The 13,291-nt window shown below is 70.6% G+C and carries 13 protein-coding genes; all 13 read right to left on the reverse strand.

What is annotated here, in order from left to right; all coding sequences use genetic code 11:
* Nucleotides 1-184: 184 nt before the first annotated feature.
* On the reverse strand, nucleotides 185-607 hold the full coding sequence (locus E4P40_RS14690) for a PaaI family thioesterase (protein WP_135159293.1): 423 nt from the start codon (nucleotides 605-607) through the stop codon (nucleotides 185-187).
* Nucleotides 604-2,265: a class I adenylate-forming enzyme family protein gene (locus E4P40_RS14695; RefSeq protein ID WP_135159294.1), complete on the reverse strand. Its 1,662-nt coding sequence runs from the start codon at nucleotides 2,263-2,265 to the stop codon at nucleotides 604-606. Before E4P40_RS14695 ends, E4P40_RS14690 begins: the two co-directional genes overlap by 4 nt.
* A gap of 75 nt (nucleotides 2,266-2,340) precedes the next feature.
* On the reverse strand, nucleotides 2,341-3,339 hold the full coding sequence (locus E4P40_RS14700; RefSeq protein ID WP_209305336.1) for an asparaginase: 999 nt from the start codon (nucleotides 3,337-3,339) through the stop codon (nucleotides 2,341-2,343).
* Nucleotides 3,340-3,382: 43 nt separating this feature from the next.
* Nucleotides 3,383-4,330 carry a hypothetical protein gene (locus tag E4P40_RS28570; protein ID WP_209305337.1) on the reverse strand — a complete coding sequence of 316 codons (948 nt, stop codon included), beginning with the start codon at nucleotides 4,328-4,330 and terminating at the stop codon, nucleotides 3,383-3,385.
* On the reverse strand, nucleotides 4,323-5,261 hold the full coding sequence (locus E4P40_RS14705; protein ID WP_135159296.1) for a polysaccharide deacetylase family protein: 939 nt from the start codon (nucleotides 5,259-5,261) through the stop codon (nucleotides 4,323-4,325). The genes E4P40_RS28570 and E4P40_RS14705 overlap by 8 nt, the downstream gene beginning before the upstream one ends.
* Nucleotides 5,262-5,319: 58 nt before the next feature.
* Nucleotides 5,320-5,829, reverse strand: a complete 510-nt coding sequence (locus E4P40_RS14710; protein ID WP_135159297.1) for a 2Fe-2S iron-sulfur cluster-binding protein — start codon at nucleotides 5,827-5,829, stop codon at nucleotides 5,320-5,322.
* Nucleotides 5,826-8,141 carry a xanthine dehydrogenase family protein molybdopterin-binding subunit gene (locus E4P40_RS14715; RefSeq protein WP_209305338.1) on the reverse strand — a complete coding sequence of 772 codons (2,316 nt, stop codon included), beginning with the start codon at nucleotides 8,139-8,141 and terminating at the stop codon, nucleotides 5,826-5,828. Before E4P40_RS14715 ends, E4P40_RS14710 begins: the two co-directional genes overlap by 4 nt.
* A complete protein-coding gene (locus E4P40_RS14720; protein ID WP_135159298.1) occupies nucleotides 8,138-9,010 on the reverse strand; it encodes an FAD binding domain-containing protein in 873 nt (290 codons plus the stop codon). The genes E4P40_RS14715 and E4P40_RS14720 overlap by 4 nt, the downstream gene beginning before the upstream one ends.
* Before the next feature lie 117 nt (nucleotides 9,011-9,127).
* Nucleotides 9,128-9,751 carry a GntR family transcriptional regulator gene (locus tag E4P40_RS14725; RefSeq protein ID WP_135159299.1) on the reverse strand — a complete coding sequence of 208 codons (624 nt, stop codon included), beginning with the start codon at nucleotides 9,749-9,751 and terminating at the stop codon, nucleotides 9,128-9,130.
* 106 nt (nucleotides 9,752-9,857) lie between these two features.
* The gene (locus E4P40_RS14730; protein ID WP_135159300.1) at nucleotides 9,858-10,592 is read right to left on the reverse strand and encodes an ABC transporter ATP-binding protein; all 735 of its coding nucleotides are present in this window, start codon (nucleotides 10,590-10,592) and stop codon (nucleotides 9,858-9,860) included.
* Entirely contained in the window at nucleotides 10,582-11,343 is a 762-nt protein-coding gene (locus E4P40_RS14735) for an ABC transporter ATP-binding protein (RefSeq protein WP_135159318.1), read from the reverse strand. Before E4P40_RS14735 ends, E4P40_RS14730 begins: the two co-directional genes overlap by 11 nt.
* Nucleotides 11,336-12,376 carry a branched-chain amino acid ABC transporter permease gene (locus E4P40_RS14740; protein ID WP_135159301.1) on the reverse strand — a complete coding sequence of 347 codons (1,041 nt, stop codon included), beginning with the start codon at nucleotides 12,374-12,376 and terminating at the stop codon, nucleotides 11,336-11,338. The genes E4P40_RS14735 and E4P40_RS14740 overlap by 8 nt, the downstream gene beginning before the upstream one ends.
* Nucleotides 12,376-13,248, reverse strand: a complete 873-nt coding sequence (locus E4P40_RS14745; protein ID WP_167762242.1) for a branched-chain amino acid ABC transporter permease — start codon at nucleotides 13,246-13,248, stop codon at nucleotides 12,376-12,378. The genes E4P40_RS14740 and E4P40_RS14745 overlap by 1 nt, the downstream gene beginning before the upstream one ends.
* Nucleotides 13,249-13,291: the final 43 nt, after the last annotated feature.

Below are 13,291 nucleotides of genomic sequence, written 5' to 3' on the forward strand. Positions count from 1 at the left end.
GGCCGGAACTGGTACTCGCCGCGGAAGGTGACCAGGTCGACGAAGTTGACCGGCGCGGCATGGATCTCGACGAGGACCTCGCCCGGCGCCGGGACGGGGTCCGCGGTCTCCTGTATCCCGGTGCGCTCCAACGAGCCGAACTCGTGGACGAGTACTGCGCGCATTGTCGTGTCCTCTCCTGTGCTCATCGGGTGCTGAACGTGCCGCGTCCGGCGGCGACGAGCGCGCCCTCCGCGTTGCGGACCTCGACGTCGGCCCGCGCGATCGACCGCCCGACCTTGAGCGGCCGTCCCGTGGCGGTCAGCGCCTCCCCCCGCGCCATGGCGAGGAAGTCGATCCGGAGGTCCACCGTGGGCGCAACGCGACCGATCGCGCAGGCGACTGCGGCGTGGCCCGTCACATCGACGAGCGCGGCGAGGATGCCGCCGTGGAAGGCGTCGCTGTCGGGAGCCAGCCGGAACTCGGGTCGGTTGGGCAGTCGCACGACGACGACGCCGGTCTCGGCGTCGGCCTCGACCGCCTCCACCCGGAGGAAGTCGTGGTAGGGACACCGCGCGATCTCCCCCCGCAAGCGGTCCAGCGGGTCTGGCGTCTCACCGGAGCTCATGCCGGGGCCCTGAACCTGACCGCGGCGGGCGCGAGGGTGCCGTCCGCGACCATCTCCTGCAGCCGGCGCTTGAGCACCTTGCCGGAGGGCATCAGCGGCATGGCGGGCACCTGCGCGAAGTACTCCGGCATGTCGTACTTGGACAGGCCGACGGCATCGAGGTGGGCGAGCAGCTCCTGCGGGTCGACGTCGCGGCCGTCGGCGGCGGTGACCACCAGGCAGACCTTCTCGCCGAGGCGTTCGTCGGGCACGGGGATCACCGCCGCCTGGGCGACGTCGCCGTGGCGGAGGGCCAGGTTCTCGATCCTGCTCGGATAGATGTTGTGGCCACCCCGGATGATGAGGTCCTTCTTGCGCCCGGTGATGCGCAGGTACCCCTGCGCATCCATCCAGCCGAGGTCACCGGTCATGAACCACCCGGCCGCGTTGAACGAGGACTCCGTGACGAGCTGGTCACCGAAGTAGCCGAGCATGAGCGACGCGCCGCGCCCCCCCACCTGGCCGACCTCACCCGCCGGCAGTTCGACGTCCGGGTCCTCCTTCGAGAAGATGCGCACCTCGTAGCCCGCGCAGGCCCTCCCGGAGGTACCGACGATGAGGTCGGGATCGTCGTCCGGCCGCGTGTAGTGGTGCGAACCGGCCTCCGTCATCCCGTAACCGCTCTGCGGGACGATGCCGTGGTCGATCAGTTCCTGCGCTACGACGGGAGGTACCGCCGCTCCCGAGATGCGGAAGCCCCGGAGCCGGTGGAGGGCCGCCGTGCCGGGGAGCCGCAGCTCCGCCAGGAGGTCCATCGCGTGCGTCGGGACGCCGAACAGGAAGGTCGCGCCGGTCTCGGCGAGCCGGGCGGCCAGGCTGGCACCTCGCGGGAGGTCGTGCACCACGAGCTCCGCACCGCGGGTCAGGGCGAGGATCATCGCGCCGAACCCCAGGTTGTGGCTCAGCGGCGACAACGAGTAGACGGTGGCGTCGCCGTCCAGGGACCAGTCCGCGGCGAGGGCGCGGACCGGTGCGAGCAGCGTGTTGTCCGAGTGCATCACGCCTTTGGGTTCGCCGGTCGTCCCCGACGTGAAGGCCAGGTAGACGACGCTGTCGGGATCGTCGCGCGCCTCGCCGGGGTCGGCGGCCGGGAGGTCCGGGAACAACCGCCCGTCCACTGCCTGCGAGCCGTCCCGGGGTTCCAGCGGCACGACCAGCCGCAGCGACTCCACGTCCGCCGCCTGCCCGAACAGGTCAGCACGGTCGGCATCGGCCCCGTACCCACGCTCGGCGACGAGCGCCGCCGCGTCCATGCGCCGGAGGAGCGCCACGATCTCGCCCACCGTGTGGTCCCGGTGCAGCGACGGACAGCACACGTAGCCGTTGCGTGAGCACGCGAGGACCACGACCGCGGTCTCGACGCGGCTGGACAACCACGCGGCGACCCGCATGCCCCGGCGCAGACCCCGGGCGCGCAGGGCAGCAGCGAGCCGATCTGCGGCGTCCACCAGCTCGCGGTAGGTGACGGTGCGCCGGCTCTCCCGCACGGCGGTCTTCTCCGGTGTCGCCTCGGCGGAACGACGGGCGAGCGAGTAGATCGTGTCGGCCTGCCAGAACCCGGCCTCGTAGAAGGTCCGGGCGGAGGGCAGGTCGAGGAGGCTCAGCACCGTGTTGGTCATCAAGCTCTCCTTCGTGGCATCGGGATCTCCGTGGCGGGGCCGCGAGGTCCGCGGCCGGGTGCATCGGTGGCAGGGCTAGAGCCGGTCGAACAGGTCCTGGACCTCCGACGCATCGGCGGTCCGGGTCAGCGCGAGCGACAGGAGGACCCGCGCCTTCCAGGGCACGAGGTTGTCCGCGACGACCAGGCCCCGCCGGCACATGCCGGGCGACCGCGACACCCGTCCCGACCCGACACGGGTCGCCTGGCACACGACGACACCCCCCGCGACCGCCCGGTCGAGGGCGGCCTCCTCGGCCGGGGTCGTGCGTCCCGCCCCGGTCCCCGCGCTCACGATGCCGCGGGCGCCCGCCGCCACGGCGGCCTCGATCAGAGCGCCATCGGCGCCGACGTAGGACACCACGACGTCGACGCGCGGGAGCGAGTCGAGGGAACCGACGTCGAAGGCCGGCGACGGGGACGGGAGCCGCCCGCTGCGGTGGTAGAACTCGATCCGGCCGTCGGCGTCGGCGTAGCCGAGCGGCCCGGTGTCCGGGGCCCGGAACGTCTCGACGCGGAACGTGGCCGTCTTCGTCACGTCCCTCGCGGAGTAGATCGTGTCGTTCATGACCACCAGCACACCGTGCCCCCGGGCGTCCGGGGACGCCGCCACCTGCACGGCTCGCACGAGGTTCAGTGGGCCGTCCGCCCCCAGGCCCGAGGAGGGCCGCATGGCCCCGACGAGGACGACCGGCTTGCCGACCGGCAGCACCAGCTGCAGGAAGTAGGCGGTCTCCTCGATGGTGTTCGTGCCATGGGTGATGACCACGCCGTCGCAGTCGTCGCCCGAGACCAGCCCGGTGACCGTCCGCGCCAACGTCAGCCAGTCGCCGGCCGTGAGGGCGTAGCTCGGCACGCGGGGGAAGGGCACGGGGTGCAGGTCGGCCACCTCGCGGAGCTCTCCCAGCGAGGCCACCAACTCACCGTCGGGCAGCCGCTTGCGCGTCTCGGTGTACCAGGCGAGGTCGAGACCGGACGTGCCCACCGAGTCGATGGTCCCGCCCGTCGAGATCAGGGCTACGCGCGCTCTGTCCACGGACTCACCTCCCAGTACACCTCCGGTCGCTCCAGCCCACCCATCAGTCCGCCTTCGCACACCACTCGACGATCTCGCCGGGGGTCGCGAACCAGATGCGCTCGTCGGCGCGCATCCGACGCAGCACGTCCTCCAGCGACGAGGCACGGAACGCCTGGCCGGACAACCACGGATGCAGGTGCAGGCCCAGCACCCGCCCGGAGCGGGTCCCCTCCTCGACCAGGACGTCCACTGCATCACCGATGCTCGCCGCGTACGTCCACGGGGTGACCTGTCGGTCGAACTCCGCCGCGAGGTCGCTGAGCTCCCACGAGAGAGGGAAGGACCACAGGTCCCCGGCGCCCGTCATCCGGTACGGCCGGTCGTCGTTGCACCAGTCGGCCACGTACCGCAGACCGGCCTCGGCCAGCAGGGCAGGCGTGCGGGCCGATTCGCCGCGTGCGGGACCGAGCCACCCCACGGTGCCCGTTGGCAGGCCGGCCCGGAGACGCTCCAGCGACGTCGTCACGTAGTGGCGTTCCTCCTCCTCGGACATCTCGCTGGTGATCGGACGACTGGCGCTCAGCCCACCCGCCAGGAACTCGTCGATCACCGGTACCAGGTGGTCCACGAGTCGGCCGTAGTGCTCGACGGTCAGCACATCGAGGGCGGCTGCCAACGGGATGCCGAGATCCTGGGCCATGCGCACCAGCCGGAACACCCCCACGCGGTGACCGAACTCCCGGTGCGACAGGCGCGGCATGTCCGGATAGGGCGCGATCCCCCGGCCGCCGGGTGGCGGGACGACAGGAGCCGCCCGCTCCCACTCCACCGCACCCAGGTCGAGGACGACGCTGACGGCCAGCCGAGCCCCGCCGGGGAGGCTCAACGGCGCCCTGGCGGGCCAGGGACTCCAGGGGAACCAGCCGTGGTCGTAGCCCGGACCGGCCGGCGTCAGGCCGTCCGGCGAGGTGACGTTCATCGTCGTGGCACTCGCCCGGCCGTCAGCCACCGCGCACCGTCCCCGCCATGGCCAGGTCGTCGTCGTAGCCGTGCTCGAGGTAGTGGGCGACGATGTCGGAGGCGGTGGCGATCCAGACGTCGTCCCGGCTCCGGAGGATGTCCAGCAGCCGGTCGAGGTAGCTGATCCGGTGCGGTTGGCCGATCGCGAACGGATGGAGGGGCAGGCACATCAGCCGGCCGCCCCCGTCCTCCGCCACGAGCCGCTCCAGCTGGCTCCGGCAGAGCTCCACGTAGGTCTCGCCCTCGACGGCCGACCTCATGAGCAGTGGGGCGTCGTTCAGCTCGTAGCTGTAGGGCAGCGCGACCAGGCGGTTCCCTCCGGAGGTGAGGAACGGCGTGGGGCGCTCGTCGTGCACGCAGTCGGCGTAGTAGCGCATCCCCCTCTCGGCCATGAGGTCGGGGGTCTGTGCCGTGGCGGTGATGTTGGGCCCCAGCATCCCCGCGAAGGGCCGGCCGGTGTGCCGGCGCAGGACGGTGTCACACGAATCCAGGAACGCGCGCTCCTCCGACGCGTCCATCCCCGTCAGGTAGCGGGTGTTGTACAGGCCATGACTCATGAAGTCCCATGGGCGCTCGGCCATCGCCCGAGCGATCTCCGGGTAGTGGTCGAGGACGGCGACGTTCAGCGAGACCGTGCACGGGATCTCGTGCCGGTCGAGCACGTCCAGCATCCGCCAGAACCCGACCCGGTTCCCGTAGTCGTGATAGGCGAACTTCCGCACGTCGGGGTGCGGCGTCCGCGGATAGGGGTCGACCGGACCCGGCGGTGGCAGGTACTCGTAGTGCTCGACGTTGGGCACGATCCAGACGGCCACGTTCGCGCCCTGCGGCCACTCGATGGGCCTGCGATCCACGATGGGCGAGTACGGCAGGCGGTCGTGCACCGGGGCGAAGGGACGCTCGTGCGGGAAGCCGGTCACGCCGCCCCCGTCCTGGCCGGGCAGGGGTTCCCGCGCGCCGGCTCCTCGGGCCGATCGCTCACCGGATACGGCCGGTGTCCTGGAGCCGCCGGGCCGCGCACGTGCGCACCGCGTGCTTGATCGAGTCGTAGCAGCCGCACCGGCACAGGTGACCCTGCAGTCCCTCCTCGATCGCGTCGTCGTCGAGTTCGCCCTCCGTACGGCTGAGCAGTGCCGTACCGCTGAGCAGGAACCCCGGCGTGCAGAAGGAGCACTGGAAGGCCTGGGACTCGACGAACTGCTGCTGCAGCTCGCTCAGCCGCCCCCCGTCCTCCAGCCCCTCGGCGGTGCGGACGCTGCGCCCTTCGAGGGCGAACAGCGGAGTGATGCACGTGCTGACCGGCTCGTCGTCGAGAAGCACGGTGCACGTCCCGCAGACACCCAGACCACACGTCTCGCGCACGCTGAACAGGCCCCGCGCGCGCAGTGCGATGCTGGCCGGCGCCGCCGGGTCCCCGACCAGCCGGGTCGGGGTGCCGTTGACCGTGCAGTCGAAAGCCTGCTGCTCGTCGTCGTAGGTCTCGCTCATGCGTTCATGGCCTCCAGGACGCGTTCGGGCGTGATGGGCAAGCGGGTCACGCGGGCGCCGATCGCCGCGCTCACGGCATTGCCGATGGCAGCGATCACCGGCGGCAGGACGGTCTCCCCCAGCCCGTGGATCGTCGTCTCGTGCTCGTCCTCGAGGAACTCCACCTCCAGGACCTCCGGCACGTCTCCCATCGCCAGAAGGGAGTAGTCGGAGAGATTCGGGTTGGTGAGGATGCCGTCCTCGAAGACCAGCTCCTCGTAGAGGGCGTGACCCATCCCGAAGAACATGCTGCCGTGCATCTGGAGCCGGGCCATCTTGGGGTTCACCACGCGTCCCGCGTACGCGATCGCGTGCAGGTGCTTGACGTAGACCTTCCCTGTCCCCAGGTCGACCTCCACCTCGGCACCGGCCGCCCCCTGGTGCCAGTGGTCGCTGGCGATGCCCTGGCCGGTCTCCGCGTCGAGGCCTCCGACGGTCTTGATCTCGCCGTCGCCGCTGATGCTGCCGGTACGTGTCCGGTAGAGCACGTCCTGGATCGACACCCGGGTGGCCGGCGCGCCACGCAGCACGACGTCGCCGTCCTCCAGCACCAGGTCGTCGGCTGCCACCTCGAGCAGGTCGCCGGCGAGCGCCAGCAGCCGGTCGCGCACTGCGGAGACCGCGTGCGTGACCGCACCCCCCATGGCCCGCGTGGTGCGGCTGGAACTCGTGGTCTGGTCGTAGGGCGTGTACTGGGTGTCGGGTGCGGTCACGTGGACGGAGGTGACGGGGATGCCCAGCGGCTCGGCTGCGATCTGAGCCAGGACCGTGTGCGCGCCCTGACCCATCTCGACCGAGGACGTCAGCACCTGCAGGCTGCCGTCCGCGTCGAGGCGGACGACCGCATTGGAGGTGGACGGCGTGATCGTCGACTTGAGGATGACCGCGATGCCCTTGCCCCTGACCCGCGTGTCGCTGACCTGCACGCGCCGGTCGGCGGGCCATCCGACGGCGGCGGCGCTCCGCTCCAGCAACTCCGTCCACCGCGCCTCGTGCATCACCTCACCGGTCGCGAAGCGGGAGCCTTCCTGCAGGAGGTTGCGCCGCCGCAGTTCCACCGGGTCGATCCCCAGCAGATCGGCGATCTCATCCATCTGCCGTTCGTAGGCCCAGGCCGCCTGGGACACCCCGTACCCGCGATAGGCGCCCGCCGGAGGACGGTTGGTGTACACGGCGTAGGAGTCGACGCGGACGTGCGGGATGTCGTACGGGCCGACGCAGCTGTACCCGCCGTTCTTGATCAGGCGAGGGCTGATGTCCGCGTACGCCCCGGCGTTGAAGTGGACCTCGACGTCCCGCGCGACGAGCTTGCCCTCTGCGGTGACGCCCGTGCGCAGCCGGATCCGTGCCGCGTGCTTGGTGACGGCGACGAACTCCTCTTCCCGCGACAGCACCAGCTTCACCGGCCGACGCGCCTTCCAGGCCAGAGCCGCGGTGACCGGCTCGAACTTCGAATAGGTCTTGGCTCCGTAGCCGCCGCCCAGCGGCGGCACGATCACACGGACCGACCACGTGGGCAGGCCGAACATCTCGGCGAGGGTGTCCCGGACGGCGTAGGGCGTCTGCGTGCTGCTGATCACCGTCAGCCGGCGCCCCTCGAAGGAAGCGAGGACGACGTGGGGCTCCATCGGGACGTGCTGGACCGCTGGGCTCTCGTAGGTGGTCTCGACGATGTGGTCGGCCATCGCGAACCCCGCGTCGAGATCTCCCTTCCGTAGTTGGAACTTGGTGCAGATGTTGCCCTCACGGCCCTGCAACTTGATGTCGGCGTAGGAGCGTTCCCGTGGCTCCGGTGGCCGCTCGTGGACGAGGGCGGCGTCGTCGGCCAGCGCGTCGTCGAGTTCAGCGACGACCGGCAGCTCCTCGTACTCGACCTCGATCGCGAGCAGGGCCGCCTCGGCGATGTCGTCGGTCTCGGCCGCCACGGCGGCCACGATGTCGCCGGCGAAGCGCACCTTGGTGCCGCAGACCACCGGCTGGTCCCGGATGACGGCTCCGAAGTGACGGTTCGGGCTCCCCTCCCCGTCGAAGTCCGCGGCGGTGAGAACGGCCACGACTCCCTCCATCGCCTCGGCCTGACTGGTGTCGATGGAGGTGATGCGCGCGTGCGGTGTCTGGCTGCGGAGCAGGCGCGCGACGGTCATGTTCGGCAGTTCTGCGTTCAGCGCGAAGTTCAGCGAGCCGTCGACACGGGCGCGGGCCTCGAACATGTCGTGGCTGCGGCCGATGCTCTTCCCCGCGGCGACCTTGACGGCGACCTCTTGGTTGTTCACAGCCTCGTGGCTCCGTTCGTCCCCGCTGTCGATGCCATCTCCAGTGCCCGGACGACCAACTCACCGGTCACGTGCTTGCGGTACGCGGCCGAGCCGCGGATGTCGTCGATGGGCCGGATCTGCTCCCTGTAGGCCTCCCCGACCTCTCGCCACGCTGCGCCGTCCATCGGCTTGCCCCGGACGGCCGCCGTGACGTCCGGCAACGTGAACGGAGTCGAGGTGGCCCCCGCAACGGCGACCCGGAGGTCGACGCAGCGCCCCGACGCGTCCCGATCGACGTACGTCGCCACTCCGACGCAGGGGCGGTCCTCACTGGTCCGGCTCACGTACTTGATGTAACTGGTGCCCGCCGTCGGCGAGGGCCGAGGAACCACGACGTCGAGGACGAGCTCGTCGGGCTCGGCGGCGTTCGTGTAGTAGTCCAGCAGGAAGTCCTCCAGAGGGAGCCACCGCTCTCCCCGGACGGACACCAGGCGGACACGGCAGCCGAGAGTGACCAGGATCGACGGCGGATCCGACGCATAGTCCGCCTCGCACACGTTGCCTCCGACAGTCGCCTGCCGCCGGACCCTGTGGTTGGCGACGAGCGCCAGTGCACTGGTCAGGGTGGGCAGGACCGACCGCGCCTCGGTGGACCGCTCCAGCTCCAGGAGCGGCACGCGCGCTCCCATGCGCACCCCGTCACCCTCGACGTCGATGCGGTCCAGTCCGGGCACCCGGTCGAGGGACAGCAGGTGCTCCGGGTGCAGCAGACCGGCACGCATCATGAGCATGATCGCGGTGCCGCCGGCGATGACCGTGCAGTCTTCCCCGTGCTCGGCCCGCAGGCGAAGCGCCTCATCGATGGTGGTGGGTCTACTGAGCTGCATGAGTCCTCCGGCCGGTCTGTATACGTCAGCATGCACTACGTCGCCGAGAGTCGTCCAGCGCCTCCGGGCCCCCGTTCGGACGAGCCCGGTGGAGGGACAGGCGCCGGGGCGCCGGCTTCAGGTGCTGCCCTGTTCCCACATCGCGAGGTGGACGTCGCGGGCCGCGCGGACGTGCCGCTCGGTCGCTTCCCCGGCGCGCTCGGGGTCGCGATCGGTGATCGCGACCACCATGGCCCGGTGCTCGGCGAGCGCCTCGTCCCATCGCGCCGGAGCAGCCGACGCGGTCACGGCATGGCGGAGCAGCTGTGGGTGCAGGCGCTCGAGCAGGTCGATGAGCGACCGGTTGCAGCTGGCCTGCCAGACCGCGCGGTGGAACGCGCTGCCGACGTCGACCATGGCCCGGGCATCCCGGCGGTCCACCCGCTCGCTCGCCTCCGTGAGGCGTTCCAGTCGACCGCGATCGAGCAATCCGTGGCGGACCGCCGCCACACGGGCAGCCGTCACCTCCAGCGCGATCCACGCTTCGTAGACGTCCAGGATCTCTTCGGGCGTCCGGTCGATGACCGCGATTCCCCGTCCGGTGCGGCTGATCAGACCGTCCTGCTCGAGCCGGCCCAGGGCCTCGCGCACGGGCGTCCGACTCGTCCCGACCCACGCGCCGAGCGCCGACTCGGTGAGGAGGACACCGGGCTGGAACGTCCCGTCGATGATCGCCCTCCTGATGCGGTCGTACGGGGACACGACGGAGACAGGCGTCCTCCCGATCGGCGACGGCCGGGACTGCACGGGCTGCGCCCCTCCCCACGATCGTCGGCCTCGCCGTGTGGGCGCGCGAGGACGGAGGCGATCAGGACGGTCGGATGGTGGCCACGGCGTCTCGCCCCGTGAAGCCGAGGGCACGCAGGACGGGCGCCGGGTCCCCACGGACGTCGGCCGACGAGAACGACTCGACGAATTGCCCTCGCACCATGATGTGCACGCTGTCGACGAGGTCGAGGACGAAGCGGAGCTTCTGTTCGACCACGACCACGGCAGTCCCTCTGCGACGCAACTCGTGCACCGTCTCGACGACCATTGCGAGGTGGTGCTGGTCCAGTCCCTCGCTCGGCTCGTCCATCAGGACCAACTGGCCGTTGCCGACGAGCGCCCGGCCCAGTGCCAGCATCTGCCGCTGGCCCCCGCTCATCAGGCCGGCCTGCTGGTTCCACCGGTCCCCCAGGATGGGCAATCGCTCGCAGACCTCCTTCACTGTCCACGGCTGGGCTCCGCGCTTGCGGTAGGCGATCTGCAGGGTCTCCCCCACGGTCAACGACCCGAACACCCGCCGCCCCTGAGGTACGAGGGTGACGCCACGCCGCGCGATCTTCTCGGGTGCCGACCCGGAGATCCGGTGCCCGTCGAAGAGGATCTCCCCCTGCCGCGGGCGCAGGAACCCCATGATGGTGTGCACCAGGGTCGTCTTTCCCATGCCGTTGCGGCCGAGGATGCCTACCTGCTGGCCGGGGGCCACGGCGAACGCTGCGCCGTTCAGCACCTGGCTGTCGCCGTAGAACGTGTCGACGTCACGGACCTCAAGCAGCATCGTCGTGCTCCCCCAGGTAGGTCTCGATCACGACTGGGGACGCGCGGATGACGTCGGGAGGCCCCTCGGCGAGGACCTTGCCGTCAGCCAGCACGGTGACGACGTCCCCCAGCGTGAACGCGACGTCCATGTCGTGCTCGATCACCAGCAGCGAGAGCGATTCGGGGAGCGCAGCTGCCACGTCGGTGAGCATCGCGGCGTCGCGCTTGGACAGTCCCGCCGTCGGCTCGTCCAGCAACAGCACCCGCGGGTCGCTCGCCAGCGCCATGGCGATCTCGAGGACGCGCTGCTGGCCGTAGGCGAGCTCCGACACCACGTGGTCGCGGACTCCCCAGAGCTCCCATCGCCTCAGTAGCTCCTCCGTCCGGTCGGCGACCCCCGGCACGGTGGCGAGCGAGCGCCAGAAGGTGATCCGCGCCGACGGCTTGACCGCCGCCACCGCCAGCATGACGTTGTCCCGGACGGAGAGGTCCGACAGCAGATTGGTGATCTGGAAGGTCCGTCCGAGCCCCTTCTGGGCGCGCGCCTGGACCGACGCCCGGTTCATGTCCTCCCCGAACAGGGACACCCGCCCCGCATCCGGACGGATGACGCCGGAGAGGACGTTGAACAGCGTCGTCTTCCCGGCTCCGTTGGGCCCGATGAGCGCCCGACGCTGGCCGGCGGGCACTGTGAGGTTCACGCCGTCCAGCGCAGTGACGCCCCGGAACGTGACCCGGACGTCCTGGACGGAGACTGCCGGCTCAGCCATGGGTGCTGCTCCTCGCCACTTCTGACTCCATCGTCGAGAGTTCGGCCTCCGCGCGCTCCTCCACCGTGTCCCCGCCGGGCTTTCGCCGACGGAAGCGACGATTCACCCCGAGGACGCCCTCCGGAAGCACGAGGATCGTGATGATGTAGAGCAGGCCGAGAACGGCAGTCCAGCGGTCGGTGTAGTCGGACAGCACCGTCTCGGCGACGATGAGGAGGCCCATTCCCAGGGCAGGGCCCAGGAAGTGCCGGGCTCCACCGATGATGGCCGCCAGCAGTACCGTCGCGCTCGTGGTCCAGTCCAGGGTCTCCACGCCGACGAAGCCCTGCTGGTAGGCGAACAGCGCCCCGGTCAGCGCCGACGCGACGCCGGAGACGAGGAAGGCGCACACCTTGTAGGCGCCGATGTTGTAACCCAGAGCGGACATGCGCGTCGAGCTGGCGCGCATGCCGTCGATCGCCCGTCCGACCGGCGACCGGGCGAAGCCCCACAGCAGCGCGACGATGACCAGGCAGACGGCCAGAGCGAAGTAGTGGAAGGTGTCCCGGTCGTCGACCGGGAACGGGATGGTGTCCCTCGACACGCCGCTGATGCCGGTGTCCCCGCCCGTGACGTCGACCATCTGGAAGGCGAGTCCCCACACAGCCTGCGCCAGCGCCAAGGTCATGAGCAGCAGGTAGATACCGGACAGGCGCTGGCTGAGCAGGCCGAAGAGGAGCCCCAGCAGCACTCCCCCGAGCAGGACCACGCCGATGACCGTCCAGAAGCCCCATTCCCATCGCGTGAGGCCGAGCGCCACCACGTAGCCACCGGTGCCGAAGAATGCCGCGTGCCCCAGCGACGGCATCCCGCCCAGGCCGAAGACCAGGTTGAAGGCCACCGCGAACGTACCCATGATCACGATGCGGGTCGCCGCGGACACGTAGTACGTGGGGAGGAACGAGGGCGCAGCGATCAACGCGACCAGGGCGGCCAGCGCCAGTACCAAGGCCAGAGGATGGGTGCGGACGTAGCGGAGGGTGCGCTCTGCCATCAGGTGGCCGCCTTCCCGAACAGGCCTTGCGGCCGCAGCGCGAGCAGGAGTGCGACCGGCGCGAACACCGTGAAGAACGCGAACTCGGGGAACAACGCCCTGCCGAACTCGTCCACGAGCCCCACGAGCGCCGCCGCCAGCAGAGCTCCGTTGACCGATCCGAGGCCCCCCACCACGACGACGACGAGGGCGAGGATGAGGATCTGGAACTCCTCCCCCGGAGCCAGCCCCGTGAAGGCCCCGCCCCAGACGCCGGCGAAGGCCGCGAGGGCCGCGCCGAAGGAGAACATCACCATGAAGATCACCGGCACCCGGATGCCGATCGCCCTCGCCATCTCCTGATCATCGACCGCCGCGCGGATGACCGCGCCGGCTCTGGTCCGGTTGACGAGGAGCCACAGGCCGGCCCACACGACGACCGCGATCACTATCAGGCCGAGGCGGAACCACGGGAAGGTGAACGAGCCCACCGTGAAGCTCCCCTGCAGCCCGGGCGGCCGCGGCGGCGTCGCCGGCGCACCCCCGTAGTGGCCCAGGACGAGGTCCGAGATGATGAAGGCCAGCCCGATCGTCAGGATGATCTGCGGCAGTTCCCGACCGATGAAACGGTGGAGCAGCAGTCGCTCGAAGATCAGGCCGAGGAGTCCGACGAACAAGAGGGCGCCACCCAGCCCGACCCAGTAGCTGTCGGTGCGCCGCAGCAGGTCCAGCGCGATGTAACCCCCCAAGAGATAGAAGGCTCCGTGCGCCAGGTTGAGCGTCCGCATGAGCCCGAACGTCAACGTCAGCCCGCTTGCGATCAGGAACAGCAGGGCCCCGAACGACAACCCGTTCAGCGCCCGCGGCAGGATCTCCGCGATCACGTCCGCCACGCCCCCCTCACTCGTTCCGTCCGGCGGTCGACCGGTACCTGGG

Source organism: Blastococcus sp. CT_GayMR20, from assembly GCF_004570345.1.